This is a genomic window from Pseudoalteromonas sp. ABV4_021 (genome assembly GCF_056159365.1).
In genome coordinates, this window is sequence record NZ_JBSWVB010000002.1 from 973769 (window position 1) to 992283 (window position 18515).

Annotated in this window: 12 protein-coding genes; 4 read left to right on the plus strand and 8 right to left on the minus strand. The window is 41.1% G+C overall.

What is annotated here, in order from left to right; genetic code table 11:
• Window positions 1-57: 57 nt before the first annotated feature.
• The 4 genes from ACXAFE_RS18510 to ACXAFE_RS18525 all read right to left on the minus strand — a co-directional run bounded on the left by ACXAFE_RS18510 (window position 58) and on the right by ACXAFE_RS18525 (window position 6272).
• A complete protein-coding gene (locus ACXAFE_RS18510; RefSeq protein ID WP_475156176.1) occupies window positions 58-528 on the minus strand; it encodes a hypothetical protein in 471 nt (156 codons plus the stop codon).
• 110 nt (window positions 529-638) lie between these two features.
• Window positions 639-926 carry a DUF6881 domain-containing protein gene (locus tag ACXAFE_RS18515; protein WP_475156182.1) on the minus strand — a complete coding sequence of 96 codons (288 nt, stop codon included), beginning with the start codon at window positions 924-926 and terminating at the stop codon, window positions 639-641.
• A 483-nt stretch (window positions 927-1409) separates the two neighbouring features.
• The gene (locus ACXAFE_RS18520; protein ID WP_475156185.1) at window positions 1410-2651 is read right to left on the minus strand and encodes an EAL and HDOD domain-containing protein; all 1242 of its coding nucleotides are present in this window, start codon (window positions 2649-2651) and stop codon (window positions 1410-1412) included.
• Window positions 2652-2840: 189 nt separating this feature from the next.
• Complete coding sequence (locus ACXAFE_RS18525) at window positions 2841-6272, minus strand: PAS domain-containing hybrid sensor histidine kinase/response regulator (protein ID WP_475156187.1); 3432 nt, start codon at window positions 6270-6272, stop codon at window positions 2841-2843.
• A 451-nt stretch (window positions 6273-6723) separates the two neighbouring features.
• Between ACXAFE_RS18525 and ACXAFE_RS18530 the strand changes: the two genes are divergently transcribed.
• Window positions 6724-8349 (plus strand): methyl-accepting chemotaxis protein, encoded by a 1626-nt coding sequence (locus ACXAFE_RS18530; protein ID WP_475156190.1) that lies wholly within the window; start codon window positions 6724-6726, stop codon window positions 8347-8349.
• A 67-nt stretch (window positions 8350-8416) separates the two neighbouring features.
• Here ACXAFE_RS18530 and ACXAFE_RS18535 read toward each other — a convergent pair whose 3' ends face one another.
• The 3 genes from ACXAFE_RS18535 to ACXAFE_RS18545 form a co-directional block, all read right to left on the minus strand.
• The gene (locus tag ACXAFE_RS18535) at window positions 8417-10462 is read right to left on the minus strand and encodes a TonB-dependent receptor (RefSeq protein ID WP_475156192.1); all 2046 of its coding nucleotides are present in this window, start codon (window positions 10460-10462) and stop codon (window positions 8417-8419) included.
• 86 nt (window positions 10463-10548) lie between these two features.
• Window positions 10549-11460 carry a DMT family transporter gene (locus ACXAFE_RS18540; RefSeq protein ID WP_475156195.1) on the minus strand — a complete coding sequence of 304 codons (912 nt, stop codon included), beginning with the start codon at window positions 11458-11460 and terminating at the stop codon, window positions 10549-10551.
• A 243-nt stretch (window positions 11461-11703) separates the two neighbouring features.
• On the minus strand, window positions 11704-12429 hold the full coding sequence (locus ACXAFE_RS18545) for a substrate-binding periplasmic protein (protein WP_475156198.1): 726 nt from the start codon (window positions 12427-12429) through the stop codon (window positions 11704-11706).
• 216 nt (window positions 12430-12645) lie between these two features.
• Here ACXAFE_RS18545 and ACXAFE_RS18550 point away from each other — a divergent pair, with 216 nt between their 5' ends.
• The 3 genes from ACXAFE_RS18550 (at window position 12646) to ACXAFE_RS18560 (ending at window position 16695) form a co-directional block, all read left to right on the plus strand.
• Window positions 12646-13179 (plus strand): dihydrofolate reductase family protein, encoded by a 534-nt coding sequence (locus ACXAFE_RS18550; protein ID WP_100914629.1) that lies wholly within the window; start codon window positions 12646-12648, stop codon window positions 13177-13179.
• Window positions 13179-14186 (plus strand): S66 family peptidase, encoded by a 1008-nt coding sequence (locus tag ACXAFE_RS18555; protein WP_475156203.1) that lies wholly within the window; start codon window positions 13179-13181, stop codon window positions 14184-14186. The genes ACXAFE_RS18550 and ACXAFE_RS18555 overlap by 1 nt, the downstream gene beginning before the upstream one ends.
• Before the next feature lie 334 nt (window positions 14187-14520).
• Entirely contained in the window at window positions 14521-16695 is a 2175-nt protein-coding gene (locus ACXAFE_RS18560) for a M3 family metallopeptidase (protein WP_475156208.1), read from the plus strand.
• A 131-nt stretch (window positions 16696-16826) separates the two neighbouring features.
• On the opposite strand, the gene ACXAFE_RS18565 is transcribed toward ACXAFE_RS18560, so the two are convergent.
• Complete coding sequence (locus tag ACXAFE_RS18565; protein WP_475156213.1) at window positions 16827-18407, minus strand: methyl-accepting chemotaxis protein; 1581 nt, start codon at window positions 18405-18407, stop codon at window positions 16827-16829.
• Between the last annotated feature and the right edge of the window lie 108 nt (window positions 18408-18515).

Here is an 18515-nt window from a genome sequence, read left to right on the forward strand (position 1 = left end):
CGCAGTGAGGAAAAGCCAACTGTTAAAAGTCCCGCACTGCAACGGCTTGTTATGTGCCTATTTCCACGCTGCTTCCCTGCAACTCTTAAATTTACTCTGGGTTAACTTGTATAATTTTAAACTCAAATCATCCCATGATTTATCAACAGTGAGTTTTCTACATTGTTTAGAATTAGGAAATTTTTTACCAACTTCAAAGAAAGTTCCATCTGCTAGTTCGGTAGATGCGAGAATAAAAAAACGAAGTCCATCCTTACATTGGTTGTTGAATTCTCTTTCATATGGGGCAGAAGGTAAACTTTGAATCAATTGTGATAACTCGGCAATTTCAATTTTCTCAAGATTTGTTTTACAAGGCATTGCATTTGAAAAGAATGAAGTAGCCCAATAAAATTCGCCTTGATTATTTAACCAAATACGATCAGTGGTTCTCATAGTCTCCATTTCTGCACGAAGAGTCCAATCACCCTCTTTAGCCGTAACTGATAAAGATAAGAAAAATATTAATGCAAAGACTAAAAATTTCACAATACCATCCTAGGTACATAACGCTTCCGCCATGCGCAGCTTGCAGCTGGCGGAATTTTTATTGTTCTACAAAAATTATGACAGCTCATGCTGTCGCCTGGGCGGACTTGTTATGAGTTGCAGCGAGGAAGATATTTTCCCCAAAGAGCTTCAAACTCATCGCGTGAAATTTCCCTGCCCTGAAATTCGGATTCCAAATTAATGACGTCGAGGCTAGGCACCTCAACTACGCCTAACTCAGTACTACCACTACAATACTCGCGGTCAGCATAAGTTACGCGGCCATCGACAAAGAATTCAAGCTTCCTAGTTTCAAATCTGGTGCTATCCAGTTCAGATACAAGTCTAACTGGATATTCTGAATCATCGTGAAACCAAGCCACATCAATGTATTCCACGAGTAAAAACCCCTAGACTCATAACAATCTAATAGTGCGCAAATTGCGCATATTTCTGATTTGCAATCGCGCACTTTTCTGAATGCTTTAGTTTTAACAAAGTTGATAACTAGTTGCCAGTATTATTAAAAATACATGTGGTTAATTTTTGAGAAAGATAAAAATGCGCAATTTGCGCATTTTCTTGAATATGGGGGAAAGGTTTAAATTCAGAGGCTGAAAAGTAAGGGTTTTAAAAATCTAAACGTCCGTTATTCGCTCTTTTTAAGCATTGGCTTAAACACATTTTGGGGCAGAAACGAGTTTAGCTTGAAGGTCCGCTGTTGGTTAAAGCTGTATAAAGACTGACTTTTCTTTTTTAAGTGAACTAAGTTAGAAGTCCTCGTAGAATATTTTGTTCGCGATATTTTTCCCTATGTGTAGTTTTTCTGGGCATAAGCGAAGTTATTTGATCTATTATTCTCTAGTGGTTTTATTGAACCTTTATCCCGAAACAACTGCAAACACATCATCCGCGTAGGTGCGGCTTTGCTCTGCCAATTCAAAAATACTCGAAATGGGGGTTGCAGGTCTTACCTCAGCTAAAATGGATTCCGCTGTTTGCCAATTATTTTCTTCAATCGCCATTGCGATTTTTAATGCACCACCTAACAACCCTTCATAGTTTAAAAGCGCTCCGCTTGAATTGCTGTCTAATGAAAATTCGCTAATAACAGTATTAAGATCCATATCTAATACAGCGCCTAAAATAGACATTAAACCAATCAGGTACCCTTCTTCGGCCATGCCTTTACCGCCCGGCGCTAGAAATAGCGACATAAACCTTGCTCGCATTAAGCCAAATTTGGTCAATTCTGAGGGCTTATCAACACCCAAATCACTGAGCGCTAACACGCGAATAAATTGCCTTAGTGTGTCTTCTCCCAAATACACCACAGCCTGCGAAATTGACTTCATTTCTTGTTTATCAAGGCCTGAACGAGCATTAACAAGTTTTAACACGCGTGCAGTGAGGCTTAAGTCTTTTGCAATCTTACTTTCGATTTCTTTGAAATTGAGATTTGGTTGAGTTGTCGATTTTAATAAATCAAACACCACCAGTTTTGATGGCTCAACATTGCCATGGGTTAGCATTTCGGGTTTAGCAAAAAAATAGCCTTGAAACAAATCAACGCCCGCGCCTTTTAAGTATTCAAACTCGTCGTAGGTTTCGATTCTTTCAACAACAATTTTAAGTTTTGGGTATAAACGCTTGAGCTTTTTAACTAAGGTAGTGGTTTTTATAATTGGTTGTTCTAGCTCTAATTTAACGTAAGACATATGCGGCAACAAAGGCTCCCATCTTGGGTCTTTGTCATAGTCATCAAGGGCAAATTTATAGTGCTGTTTTCTGAGCGATTTCACAATTTCCAGCAATTCTTCGATATTCTGCGAGCGTTCAACAATTTCAAGTACGAGATTATCAGGTGTGATTAGTCGCGGAATTTCTTGCAGTAACGTGGTGTCAGATAAGTTTATAAATGCACAATGATTGGCAACCAATTTATCTTTGCCAACTAAAATAAGCGAGTTAAAAAACACGCGTCCTGTAGCTTGTTCATCGGTAACACCAACAGGAAAGGCATTATTGTCTGAATCTCGATACAACAACTCATAAGCAAATATTTGCTTGTTCGCATCGAGAATGGCTTGTCGCGCAATAAACTGGGTTACAGGTTTCGTCATAAATACAGCCAATTGAGTAGAGCAGAATCTAACAAAATATTTTAAATTATATCTACTACAGTTCTGATTAAAATATCAACACCTTTACTTAGGTTACGACAGCTGTAGTTTTTGAGCAAATAGAATCTCTAAGGTTTAGAGTTAATTGACCATAAGTAATATTAGCCTTTTAACCAAACCACTGCCCTTTTAAGCACATAGCTTTTTAATTAAACGCTTTAACGCGGGTGCTTTAACTGGTTTATAAAGTAGCGGATATCCCGCATCGGTTATAAGCTCTCGCACCGACTCGTCATGCTCGGCGGTATTTATAATACAAGGCAGATGGTTCAAACCGCATTCGTGCAGTAATTCCACCCCTGTTACACCGTCATCAAGGTGATAATCGGCAATGATCAACATAGGCAGTACTTTTGTCTCTTTAAGTGCCGTTAACTGAACTTTATTGGTTACCGTTTGCACATTACAGCCCCAGGTTTGTAACCGCTTGGCTAAGGCTTGTAACACCGTTTCATCGTTATCAATCAGCCACACGGTTAAGCCAACAAAACTCGCTGCTTGCTCAGTATTTACAGGTGTTGGAGTAAACTCTTGTCGATTTTTATTTTCTACGACAAGTGGCAAAGATATAGAAAACTGCGCGCCGCTACCTATATTTGACCGTAAAGTTAAGTCTAGATTAAGCGCATCAGAAATACGCTTTGTAATGGCTAAGCCAAGGCCAAGTCCTTGCGCTTTATCATGTCCATCAAGTTGTTTAAATTCTTGGAATATCAGAGTTTGATCCTCGACTGCAATACCTGGGCCTGTGTCTTTGACTGATAACTTTAGGTGCTTGCCTACTTTTTCAGCGCAAAGTGACACCTCACCTGATTGGGTATAGCGCACCGCATTGCTTAACAAATTCTGCACTACGCGGCGCAGTAAAGTACGATCAGAACTGACAGTCACGTCATCAAATTGCGATGTAAAAACAAGGCCTTTTTCATACGCGAGGGCAGAGAATTCAGCGCTAAGAGGCGTGAGCAGTTTGGTAATCGAGAATTCACTTTTTTCAATTTTTAAACTACCCGATTCAAGTTTGGTTAGCTCTAAAATGCTGCTCAGTAAGTCTTCTGCCGAAGTAAGGGAGTTTTTAATATTGCTTGCAAGCTCCGCATATTCTGAGCCTTGCGACTTTTCTTCCATTACTGAACAAAATAAGCTGGCAGCATTAAAAGGCTGCAATAAATCATGGCTCGCCGCGGCAAAAAAACGGGTTTTACTCTCAGTTGCTTGCGCTAATTCTAAATTGGCCTGCGTTAATGCGTGTGTGCGCTCGTTAACCTTTTGCTCAAGGTTAGTATTGGCTTCTTTAAGCGCGTCCTGAGTCTTCACAAACTCAGTTACATCGCTAAAAGTAGTTACAAAGCCGCCACTTGGCAGTGGATTGCCTTGCATTTCAAATACTCGGCCATTTTGGTGAGCGCGTTGGTATTTATAGGCACTGCCGGTTTTTAAAAACGCTAAACGTTTAGCTATTTCGCTTTCAATGTCGCTTGCTTTAAATAACCCGCGTTCGGCATTAAAACGAATAATATCGGCAATGGGGCGGCCGATATACAGCGCGTTTTCAGGGTAATTAAACATGGTTTGGTATACGCTATTCCACGCTACTAAATTTAAATCGCCATCTACCACACTAATGCCTTGGTTAACATTTTCAATTGTCGATTGCAGTAAATCGCGATTAAATTTAAGTACTTGGCTAGCTTCATCCACGATGGTTGCCACTTCGCTTAGCTGCCCGTGTTTATTTTTCGCAGCCGTAAGCACCAAATTTGCTGACGAGCCGCCAATCACCGCAGCCATTTCTCTAGCAACCAAAGATTCTAACTCCATGCTAGCGGGTTTTTGCCAATCGCTTGAGATTAACGGAAAATACTGCTGAATAATTTGCGTACCGGTCACGCCATCTACAAAACGCAGTAGTAGACGGCTCAATTCATCAACGCTTAGCTGATGTTTAGTATTGTTGGCATGTTGTTGCTCTACCGAGAATACAAATTTTTCAGCTTGCAGCTGCTCCGCCACTTCCGCGCCGCGCTTTAATGAAATATAAACAAATACTAAGGTATTAAAGGTGAGTGATAACAATAAAGTTTGCGAAATGCTATCAAGACCAAGCCCTAAAAAATCCGCAGGCGCAAGAAAGTTTAATCCTAACGGGCCAGACACTAACCACGCGCTTTGCCAATTTAAACTAGTAGCGACTGAGGGTAAAAATAAGCCATAAACCCATACAGCAAAGCCCGTTAAAATGGCGTATTTTGCAGCCTTACGCGATGCCCCCCGCCATACTAGCCCTAGCAATAACGCAGGCGCAAACTGTGCAACCAAAGTAAACGACATTAGCCCCACATTTGCCAAACTATTAGTACCACTGAGTAACTTATGGCAAAAATAACTGGCAATAAGCACCATCAGAATAACCGCTTTTCGCGCACGTAAAATTCCTGTGGGTGAAAGCCCTGCCGCGGCACTTTCCTCTTTATTTTTAGTTAACAGTAATGGGTTAATTATGTCATTTGTTATCATTACTGAGAGCACAATGGCCGCTAAAATCACCATACTGATTGCAGCTGAAAAGCCACCTAAATACGCAACCATTGCCAAAGTTTGATTTTCAAATGCAAGCGGCAACGCCAGCACAAAGGTATCTGACGCAACACTTTGTGGCTCGAGTAGCAAAAGCCCAGCATACCCAATGGGCAGTGTACAAATATTTAGCAAAAGCAAATATATCGGAAATATCCAGCGTGCTTTTTTAATGTCAGTTTTATCGTCGCGTTCAACAAAACTCACGTGGAATTGACGCGGTAAGCAGAGCATTGCCAATACGCCTAAAATCATATGGCTTATGTAAACATAATTAGCACTACCATGATCTGCTACTTGTTGTTCTAACCCTGCAGATTTTGCGCTCTGCAACAGCGCTTCTGGGCTCTCAAATAGTTCAAAACACACATACAAACCAATCGCTAAAAACGCGAACAGCTTAACTAATGATTCAAACGCAATGGAATTCATCAGGCCTAAGTTATGCGCATTAGGGCGCAGTTTATTAGCGCCAAATAACATCGCAAAAATCGCTAAGACTAGCGTTATATAAAACGTTCCATCGTGCCAAATTGAATGTGTTTCAGCGCTGCCAGCAATTAATTGGGTACTTTGGCTTATGGCACTTAACTGCAGCGAAATATAAGGAATAATGGCAAACACTGAAATAGTGGTAATTAAGCTCGCCAGTGAGCTAGATTGCCCGTAGCGTGTGGCAATAAAATCGGAAATCGAGGTAATTTTGTGTGTTTGGCATATATCACTGATTTTTAAATACACTTGCCAACCAAAAATAAACAAAAGCAAACTGCCTACATAAGTTGGTGCTAGCCACCAGCCATTATTTGCCGCTTGCGCTGTGGTGCCATAAAACGACCAAGAGGTACAGTAAACCGCTAATGTTAGCCCATAAACCATGGACTTAAATGACTGGAACTTATACTTTTCACTAACATAAGCAATCGCAAATAACAGTGCTAAATAAACAAATGCAATTGCACTAACTGACCAAATTGTAAGCATTATTTTCGTTTTTATTTATATGCGTAACACTAGACTAAGTCATATTGCAGCAATTAGCTCGTATAACTTTAGTACTATCAGCGCATTCATTAATTGTGCTGCAAAAATAAAATCGTTTACATTTCAAACACTCCCCCCTTCATTGTAAAAACTAAAATACCGAACCCAGAAATAAGTGCGAGCATAATTTGATCAGAATCAATAACCCTTTGATTTATAGAAATTCCTTAATCAAGATGAAATAAAATAAACTTAAAATGAATTTTTAGTGAATTCAACAATGTACTTTTCTCAACAATAAACCATACTTAAAACTGGTTTAAGGCTTGTTTTGTTTTTCACATTGGATAGGGAGGACCATTTCAACAAAACAGTAAAGTCGAAGGGTATATGTTAAAGCCGTTAATCTGACTCGCTCAGATTAATTTAATAAGCCTATAAGGTAATTACTATGCTCAATACCGTCAGTGTTAAAACTAGACTTACCATTCTAATAACCGTTCCCATTGTTGCTTTTATTGGCCTTGCCATCATATCGCTGATGATGACTAAGTCACTAGTGATGGGAATTCAAAGTATCAACAACGACCGTGTCGTCCCCTTAAAACAAATAAAAGTGGTGTCTGACAATTACGCCGTGAGCATTGTTGATAACCTGCATAAATACAACGCAAAATTACTTTCTAAAAGCCAATTACTCGCAGCTATTGAAAGCGCTGAAAACGTCGCTAATCAAAACTGGCAGGCTTACTTAAATACCGAGCTTACCAGCGAAGAAAAACGACTGATTGGTGTAAGTGAATCCCTATTTAACAAAGTAAAACAAAAAGTAAATTGGTACCAAAACCAGATTGTAATGGAACAACCTCTAGCCAGCTCTCCTGAAATGTTTGTAAAAGAGATGTACGATGTATTTGACCCTTTTAGTACCAGTTTAAATGACCTTATCGACTTACAGCTAAACACATCACAGCAATTTACCAATGATGCAACAGAAAACTACGAATCTACGCAACTGAGTTTTATCATTGCTTGTGTTTTACTGCTTATTGCCACCATCGTAATGGCGCTATTCATTTATAAATCAATTATTACCCCATTAAGAGCAATTGGTTCTACTATGGCTAATATTGCCAATAATACCGACCTAACGTTACGTGTTTCAGAATACGGCAATGATGAATTTTCTCGCACGGCGGTAAGCATTAATACTATGCTCAACCATTTTAAATCACTGATTGAAGAGCTTTTAAATGCGGTTAACACCCTTAGTAATGAATCAGAGCAAATGTCGCGTAGTAGTAGCCAAGTAGCGGCAACCACAGAGCAACAAGAACACCAAACCACCATGATTGCCACCGCCATTACCGAAATGAGCGCAGCTATTGGCGAGGTTGCATCCAATGCGGTAACTACATCACACAAAGCCAACGAATCTGACGACACCGCTAAACACGGACTAGCAAAAGTTCAAGAGAACATTGATTCGATTAACCAGTTAAACGAAGTGATTCGTCACACCAAAGAAGACATTGATTTATTAAGTGAAAAAAGCAATGAAATCAACTCAGTGGTGCAAATTATTCAAAATGTAGCAGAACAAACTAATTTGCTTGCACTTAATGCGGCAATTGAAGCAGCGCGCGCTGGTGAATCAGGCCGCGGTTTTGCGGTGGTTGCCGACGAAGTACGCCAGCTTGCTCACAATACGCAAAAAGCCACAGAGCAAATTAGCTCTATGATCATCGCCTTACAAGATGCATCTCAACGCGCAGTTTCAAGCATGGAAGATGCCTCAGGTAAAGCGAGCCACAGTGTTGAAATTGCCGCGGCATCTGCTAGTTCAATTCAATCTATTGCTGAAGCAATTACCGAAATTGCCGATATGAATATCGTGGTTTCTACCTCAACTGAAGAACAAACTACGGTTGCCGCTGAAATTTCGCAAAATATTAACGAGTTTAGCGATAGCATTCGCAGCGTCACAATTAGTGCATCTGATATGGCGCAAACTGGCCGTACACTGTCGGAGTTATCGGGCAAGCTTAATAACGATATTAGTATCTTTAAAGTTTAACGCAGCGCTTTCACACCCAATAGAAAAGGAGCGTTATCGCTCCTTTTCTAATATTTACAGTAGCTCGTTATAAACTCACGTTAAACCCAACAAATACGTTGCGGCCAACCTCGGGTACGCCTTCACCCACCATTATTTCGCTGCCCATAGCACGGTTAACACCATTTAAATGAGGGCGATAAGCTTTATCTAGCAAGTTGTTAACACCAAAGTTAACCCTTAGTTTTGCTGTCACATCGTAATCCAATTGCCAATCAAGAGTGCCATAACCTGCTGACTCTTTCTCGTTGTTTAATTCGCTCACTTTAGTTTGTTTAGCATACCCACTCAGTGTTAACTGCGAGTGCCAATCATCAACCTGATAATGAGCGGTAATACGCGAGTTTAACGGCGCAATACGATAGAGATCATCATCAATGTCTTCTCGTTCACCGGTGACGTAACTAACAACGCCTGTTAATTGCCATTGATTATTCAAACGCCAAACTAGATTTACATCCGCACCAAATAAGTGAGCATCAATATTATTAAACTGAAGTGGCGCTTCACCTCCCATCATAGTTCCAACCATATTCGCAGCCATATTATTTGATGGCGTACCTTGAATATAATCATCAATTTGATGATAGAAAACCTGAGGTGAAATACTGAAACCATTGGCTTGATAATGCCATGCAAGATTTAACTGATAAGCGGTTTCTGCATTCAAATCAATATTACCAATATAGGTTTTACCATCAGCAAGGCCACCAGTCGCTTGCATTGGTAACCATAAATAACGTTGTTGATAAGATGGCGCGCGTTGTTTTAAGCCAAAACTAATTTCCGTAGAGTAACGCTCTGAGTGCTGTGCCCTGCCCGAGTAGCTAATATCGACTGTGGTGTCATTAACACTGCGGTCGGCATTATTAAATTGCTGTTGTAACATTTTAATATGCGGATTCATCATCGCCATTGAACTAGACACAGTACCTGCATCGGCTTGATTGTACTTAACACGTACACCAACACGCTGGCTAAAATCATTGGCTTCTGATTGCCACTCGGTAAAGATTGAATGGCGGTTGTCTTCAACTTGATTAAAGTTTTCAACAAAAAACATCGCATTATTTGGGTTAGTAATGCGTGAGCCATGCTCACTAACATAGCCCTCTAAACCAAATTGCCACTGAGCCAATTTGCCAGCAACAAAATAACTTAAATTCTCAACATCTGTTGTGTTGTAGCGATGTTTTTGCATATTTGCATTACTTCGCTGTGAGTAATTGTCCATACCATGCTCTGCTGTGTGGTAGGCAATGTATGCATCTAATGCAAGCTCGTTAAGCTGCGTTTGATAATCAAGTTTAATGCGATCACTTTCTACGTAATCAATGTCCATTGGCAACGCGATTGTGCCGGTAGGTTTGGTATCGGTGCGCTGCCAAATTAAGCCAACTGAAGACGCTTGTTGGCGATATGCCACATCAACGCCATATTGTAAACGCTCGACTTGCGATGAGTGAACTTCTCGTCCATCACCATCTTTATAATCATCCGCATTCTGTAATGCGACATAGCTATTTAAGGCAAATTCATCAAACCCTGCCCCAGCTACGGCTGACACATTGTAACCAGAATAATTAGATAAATAAGTACCGGTAAGCGCTAAATTACGCTCACCCGCTTCAATATCAGCGGCACGTTTTTGATAAACCTTAACCACACCACCAAACGAATCTAACGCGCTACTCACCGGTGCAATACCGCGATACACATCTACCGAATTAATTAAAAGTGGCGAAACATAACTAAGCGGTGCATCCATAGCATTAGGGCCCGCACCAATTTGCTTTACGCCGTCGATAGCAACAGCTACTTGATCACCGTAATATCCTCGATATTGAGCTATACCCGATATTTGACCATTTTTATTGGCATTTGCCCCTGGTACTGAAAGTAACCAATCTGATACATCAGGCAGTGAGACACTGGCCTTGGCCTGCTCAGTAGATAGCGCAAATTGATTAATGTGAGACGAAACAGTGATCACCTCCATATCTGGCTTAGCAAATACTAAAGATGACGATAACGAGAGAATACAAAGCGTTATTGTGTTAAGTGTGCTTTTCATAAAAAAACTTCCATATACAAACTAAGGAAATTTTCTTAAAAAAATCACCACATCACAAAGTAAAAACCGCAAACTGCGACAATATGTCACAGTTCACTTGATGGTTGTAAATCCCCTTTACGTTTTTTCAAAAAACGCATGGGTGAAAATCCAGTTACTAACATGGTACCTAGTAACACCGTAATAATGCCTACTAACACATTTAAAGTGAGTACTTCGCCAAGGACAACATAACCCCAAATTGCAGCAAATCCTGGAATTAAAAAGGTAACCGACAATGCTGACGCTGCGCCAATTTCGGCAACTAAATCAAAATAAAAAATAAGCGCGATGCCAGTACACACTATGCCAAGTAATACCACCGCTAATATTTCATCTGTTGATGGCATTTGATTCATTGGGAAAAACGGCAATAGCGGCACTAACAAAATGACCGTGGCCCACAAGCTACCATGAGATGTATCAAAACCCGGCACATTGCGTTTTACATGCTTAGTGTAATTTGTCGCAATACCATAACAAAACGCGGCAAACGTAGCGGCTAGTAACGCGATTAAACTTTCGGCATTAATCATATTCGGCGCTAATCCAACCATTAAAACAACGCCTAAAATACCCAAGCCGAGTCCGCACCAACCTTGCCGAGAAATTCGCTCTCCATGCCAAAATCGGCCGATTAAACTGCCCCAAATTGGCGCGGTGGCATTTAGAATAGCTAACATCGCAACAGTTAAGGTTTGCGCCGCGTAGGCAAACAACATCCATGGAATTGCCGAATTAAAAAGCCCGACAAAAAAGTAATGCCCAACTAGGCCTTTTACTATCACTTTACGCCGCATCAATAGCGCAATAATTGATAGGCTAAGTGCAGCAAATAATACCCGCGCCTCAATTAAAAAAACCGGTGCAAAGCTGTCGACGGCGATGCGAATAAGTAAGAACGACGCGCCCCAAATTGCAGCGAGCAAAAGCAAAAGAAAAAACTGTTTATTGGTCATATTTATACCCAAATAGCGATATGTTTAGGGTGAGAAAAACGATACTGCGCTGCTTATTTAAAGCAGTCCGGTTTTGCAATAGGCTAATAAACGGAGCAAATAACACTCCATTGAGAAAGGAAAAACAAAGCAACATACACAATGCTAACGTTAAATAACAGGGGCCTGTAGCATATACTAAATCTTTGTTGCGTGTTGCACTTTTCAGCTCGTTTTTGCAGCTGTTAAGTTTACCGTTAGACGTTACGGCTTTGCGCCATATTTAGCGTAAATAGTGTCTATTTCACCGCGTTGTTTCATGTCGATCAAAATTTTGTTTAGCTCTGAGCGCAAATCACGTAAATGTGGTTGAAACCGCATGGCAACTGGCAAATCACTTACTAATAATACCGGTTTAAACGAGGTTCTTTTGTTTTTATTTATATAAAACAGCGCACTTGCTTCGCCTAAAATGGCGTAATCAATATTGCCATGTTCAATTTGCGCCAATAACTCAACCTCAGAACGGGAATCTACTTTCACTATTTTACCAGGTGCAAAGTGTTGTTCAAACTCACCGTAGCGATAACCACGTACTACGCCGAGTACTTTATGATACAAATCTAACGGTGTTTTTTCCTGACGATATTGCGACGCGATGACAATTTCTCGCGAGCTGGCATAAAATTCACTGTAGATACCCGGTACTTTGGTGTGACTGCGCCATATTGGATTAATGCCCGGTTCAATATCAACTTTGCCTTGATCGAACAATCGTAAACCACGGGCAACAGAAAAAGTAACGAATGTAAACTGATGCCCAGATAATTCCGAGATACGAGCAAAGATATCAGGAAAAATACCTTTCATAATATCATCTTCAAAATAACTGTAGGGCGGATTGGCACCGTGATAACTCAATACCGTATAGCTCTCTGCGTAACTTGCATTAACATACAAAAGCCCAATAAAAACCAATAACCGCAACATGGCTAACTTCCTTACTGATAACGCTTTAAGTATAGAAGCTCAATGTAATTACGCAGCTAAAAGTGGCATAACTGCTTATGAGGAAAACCCCATCACAAAACTATTTTTATGCCAAAACAAGTCATATGCGTTTAGTTCACTACAACAAACAGTTATTAGCCCGATTAAAATTTTTACGTTAAATTGAATTCGGAACAATAAAAAGAAGAATTTCTGATGACAAACAAAGTATTTATTGCAACTAGTCTCGATGGTTATATTGCTGATAAAGATAACAAAATTGATTGGCTACATCAGTTACCCAATCCTGACGGCGACGACTTTGGTTTTGATGCATTTATCGCAGGCATCGATGCACTGTTAATGGGTCGAAACACCTTTGAAATGGTGTTGTCATTTGGCGTAGAATGGCCATACAGCAAACCCGTTTTTGTACTTTCTAACTCCCTGACACATGTTCCTAAGGGTTACGAAGGCAAGGTTTTTCTGGTGAATGGTGAGCTACAAAAAATTGTCAAAAACTTAGCTGAACTTGGTTATCACAACCTTTATATTGATGGCGGTAAAACTATTCAAAGCTTTTTAAAGGAAGACTTAGTCGATGAAATGATCCTGACACGAATTCCTGTGCTGTTAGGTGGTGGCTACCCATTATTTGGCGATTTACCTGAGCCATTGGGCTTTAAACTCTTGGCAAGCAAAAAGTATATCGATAAAGTGGTGCAAAACCATTACATTAGAGACAGATAATGCAGTACCCGAATGCACTAGTTGCAGGCAGTAAAATCGCTGTTTGTGCATTTTCATCAGGCGTCGATGAAGCCTTTCACCCCCGCTTATCTTTGGTACTAGCGCATTTCAAACAATTGGGTTTTGAACTCGTTCTAGACCCAAACCTAAAAAATAATCACCAGCATGTGAGCGCAAGTAAAGAAATTCGCGCTCAGCAACTCATGCAATACCTGCTCGACGATAGTATCGATGCGATTATGCCGCCTTGGGGTGGAGAACTTGCAATGGAACTATTGCCCCTGCTTGATTTTGCGCAATTACAAAGTGCGAAACCTAAGTGGCTAATTGGCTTTTCGGATGTAAGTACACTGCAAGTTGCACTGTCAACGCGCTTAAATTGGGCAAGTATGCACACAGCTAACCTGATGCAATTGGTTCCTAATCAATCTGATAGCACGACATCTGCTTTTTATAACGCAATAACGCTGAAAAAGGGCAATAGTTTCACACAGACCGCATCAAGTCACTTTGAAGCAGACTACGCTGATGTGATTAACCGCCCAGATGCAGCTTATAATTTAACGCAAAAAACGTGTTGGAAAACACTTAACTGGCCAAGCAGCAGTGTTTCTGGGCGTTTAATTGGCGGCTGTTTAGATACGCTTATTTTTACCTTAGATAGTCCGTATTGTGATCTGCGTGGTTTTTGCCAACACTATGAAAAAGAGGGTGTTATTTTATACATCGAAAATGCTGAACTCAGCCCTACCGCCTGGCTACGCGCATTGCTAATGCTAAAATACAAAGGCCATTTTGAGCGCCTTAACGCACTTTTTGTTGGCAGACATGCGGCTTCTGCTGCTAACAAGCAAATTGATTTTGCTTTGGCACTCACGAAAGCCGAGCTTGATATTCCTATCATTTACGATATGGACATAGGACATCAGCCACCTAACCTTACCTTGGTAAACGGTGCGCTGTGCGAAGTATCACCTGAGCTTAACCTTAAGCAAACGCTCATTTAACGCAAAAACATTGTGCTTATGCAAAAAGCTTTTTAGCATAAGCACACAATCGAATTAAGCGAGTCGCTCTGCTAGCGAATTAAACATAGCAATTTGGTGCATTGAACATTTTTAGTATGAAACCCCTTACTGACATTTGCTTTTCATCTACTTGCCTGTTTTATATCAATTCTATTAAGTATGTAATCAGATATAACGCCAGATACACGCATTCAGCACGTTATTTAGCCCGTAAAATGATTAACTATTTAAAGAATGAGCATTCACACTTAGCGTGCCTTTTTTTCTAAACACGATTGCAATTAAGACTCGCAAATAACACTAGGAACACACAATGAAAAAACTAAACCTTTCGCTGGTTGCGATGGCAACAGTATTTGCTTTGTCAGGCTGTGGTGAAAAATCAGCACCAACAGCTTCAAACGCACCAGCAGCCGAAAAAACAGTTGCGACAGACACTAAAAACGACAACGCAATTTTGGCCGCATTTAGCGGTCCATATAACGGTGTACCAGCATTTGATAAAGTAACACTGAGCGAGCTTAAGCCTGCATTTGATGCAGCAATGGCACAAAAACTGGCAGAAGTTGATGCCATTGCCAATAACCCTGAGCCAGCGACGTTTGACAATACCATTGTTGAACTTGAGAAATCAGGCAGCCTTTTAAAACGCGTTTACACTTACTACGGTATTTGGCGCTCAAACGTTTCAAGTGCAGAATTTCGTGCCATTCAAAAAGAAATGGCGCCTAAGTTATCTGCCTTTAACTCAAAAATTACGCAAAATGAAAAGCTTTTTGCGCGCATTAAAGCGGTATACGAAAGCGATGCGTTAAAGTCACTGACACCAGAAGAGCAACGTGTAACTTGGCTTACTTACAATAGCTTTGCACGTAATGGAGCAACGCTTGATAAACCGTCTAAAGCACGCTTTGCAGAAATTAACCAAGAGCTTGCTGGTCTTCACACTAAATTTGCCAACAATGTGTTAGCAGATGAAGAAAACTACGTGGTGTTTTTAACTAAAGAGCAACTTTCAGGCTTACCTGATTCGTTAATTTCAGCGGCAAAAGCGGCGGCGAAAGATCGTGGTAAACCAGAAATGTTCGCAATTACTAATTCGCGTTCATCAATGGATCCGTTTTTAACCTACTCAGATGAACGTGCACTACGTGAACAAGTTTGGAAAAACTACTACAACCGCGGTGGCAACGGTGATGAGTTTGATAACAATCAAACAATTAAAGACATTTTAACGCTTCGTCACGAGCGCATGCAGCTATTGGGCTACGACAACTATGCCCAGTGGCGTTTAGAAGATCGCATGGCAAAAACACCGGCGAATGCAAAAGCCCTAATGGATAAAGTATGGCCTGCGGCAATTGCACGCGTGGGTGAAGAAGTTGCCGACATGCAAGCTATCGCTGATAGCGAAGGTGCAAACATTAAAATTGCGCCATGGGATTATCGCTACTACGCAGAAAAAGTACGTAAAGCGAAGTACGATCTTGATTCAAACGAAGTAAAACAATACTTGCAACTAGATAAACTGCGCGAAGCGATGTTCTATGTGGCAGGTCGTTTGTTTAATTTCAACTTTAAAGAAGTGGCAGCAGGTTCTGTACCTGTGTTCCATGAAGACGTGCGCGTGTGGGATGTAACTGATAAAACCACTGGCGAACATATTGGTTTATGGTATTTAGACCCATTTGGTCGTAAAGGTAAGCGCTCAGGCGCGTGGGCAACCACCTATCGCAGCCACACAACATTCGATGGTAAGAAAACCGTTCTGTCGTCAAACAATTCTAACTTTGTTAAAGGCCCTGAAGGCGAACCGACGCTTATTTCATGGTCCGATGCTGAGACTTATTTCCATGAGTTTGGTCATGCACTTCACTTCTTATCAGCAACGGTTGCCTACCCTAAATCGCATTCAGGTGTACGCGACTATACTGAATTCCAATCGCAACTACTTGAGCGCTGGTTAACAACCGATGAAGTGATCAATAACTACCTTGTTCACTACAAAACTGGTGAGCCAATGCCAAAAGAGTTAGTTGCTAAAATTAAAAAATCAGCAACCTTTAACCAAGGCTTTAAAACTACCGAGTATTTAGCGTCGGCAATTATGGACATGCTATACCATACAACCGATCCAGCTAAAATTGACCCAGCTAAATTTGAAAAAGAGCAATTAGAAGCCATTGGTATGCCAAGTGAACTTGTGATGCGCCACCGCAGCACACACTTTGGCCATATTTTCTCTGGTGAAGGTTATTCAGCGGGTTATTACGGCTACTTATGGGCGGAAGTACTAACGTCAGACGCATCTGAAGCATTTGCTGAAGCACCAGGTGGTTTTTACGATAAAGAATTAGCTGACAAGCTTGTTAAGCACTTATTCTCTATTCGTAACGCTATGGACCCAGCTGAAGCATATCGTTTATTTAGAGGGCGTGACGCAGAAGTTGAAGCACTAATGCGTGACCGTGGTTTCCCGGTTAAGTAACCCGACTTTAAGTTAATATCTATTGATACAAAAATGCCGCGAATATCGCGGCATTTTTTACATCGACCCTTATTAACTTAAACCCTAATTAACCTGAACTCGGGTTAGTTAATAAATGATCCAACTATAGATTAACGGTGCTGACTAAATTGCTTCGCCATCGTGGTTAATCGTTCTGCTTCGTTTAGCAGTTTTTCTGTCGACTCAAATGCATGCTCTGACGCGTCAAGTGTTTCTTTACTCGCATTATCAATGTTAATCACATTCTTTGTAATTTCATCGGATACCGCAGACTGCTCTTCTGCAGCTGTTGCGATTTGTGCGCTCATATCGGTAATGGTATTTACCGCATCTAAAATACGACTAAGTGACGCTTTTGCAAGTTGCGCTTGATCGGCACTTAGCTCTGCTCTGGTTTGCCCTTGCTGCATCGCTGAAACAGCTTCACCTGCAGATTGTTGTAACGTCGCAACCATTTGCTGAATTTCTTCTGTCGATGACTGAGTGCGTGCGGCGAGTGTACGTACTTCATCGGCAACAACGGCAAATCCACGACCTTGTTCACCTGCCCTTGCAGCTTCAATTGCGGCATTAAGCGCAAGTAAGTTGGTTTGCTCGGCAATACCACGAATCACATCAACCACAGTGCCAATTTGCTGGCTATCTGACGCAAGTTTGTTAATGACCGCTACAGCCGATTCAACTTCGCGTACAAGTTCATTTATGTCTGCGGTTGTTCTATCAACTACTTGTTGGCCTTCAACTACTTCGTTATCGGCTACTTGCGTTGCATCAGCGGTAAGAGAGGCGTTTTGCGCCACTTCTTTTACCGTTGCAGACATTTGATTGATTGCAGCTGCGACCTGTTCTACTTCACGGTTTTGCTGCTGCATTAATTGATTCGTTTTCTCAGCCGTGTCCATGGTGCTGTGCGCAACGGTATCAAGCCCAGACGTTGCGTCGTTAATACGCCACACAATGGTTTCTTGCTGGGTTTGCAACATTTTAATCGTAAGCTGCAATTGACCTAGCTCATCACTGCGACCGGTGTACACTTGTTTGGCAATATCATTATCAAAAATCTCACGCGCTTTTCGTGCAGCATCCTGATAAGGCTTGGCAACGCCCCATGCAAATAAACCAAACAGCACAAATGCCAGCGCTAATGGCCAAAGCTGTGCAACTGACGAAACAAAGAAAGAAGCAATCAAGGCAGGAATAACAGTTGCAAATACGCCCGCAAGCGTTAACTTACCCATTAAGTTAAACGACAATGCTGACGTAATTTTTTGACCAAAACTTGCGCCATTATTAACCGAGCTATAAAGCGCTTTCGCGCGTTTTAGATATTCTTCTTCTGGCTTTAGGCGCACCGATTGATAACCGACAATCTTTTGCCCTTCCATCACAGCAGTAATGTAGGCATCAACCCAATAGTTATCACCATTTTTACAGCGGTTATCAACAATGCCCATCCAAGGCTTCCCTTGCTTGATAGTGCCCCATAAATCCTTAAACGCCAGTGACGGCATTGCCGGATGACGGACAATATTATGCCCGTGACCAATCAGCTCTTCGCTTTGATAGCCACTGATATCGATAAAGTCTTGGTTTGCGTAAGTAATACGACCTTTAAGATCTGTGATTGAAACAATCCGTTGTGACGACTTTAGTTTTACCTCACTGCCTGTGAGGGTTTGGTTTTTCTGCATAAGACGACGCCAATTATTTTTATTAATTATTTAGTTATACAAAGTGTAGTACAGAAAACAAGCACTGTACTGAACCACTAATTAAGCTCTTAGGGGCTCGCTAGTATA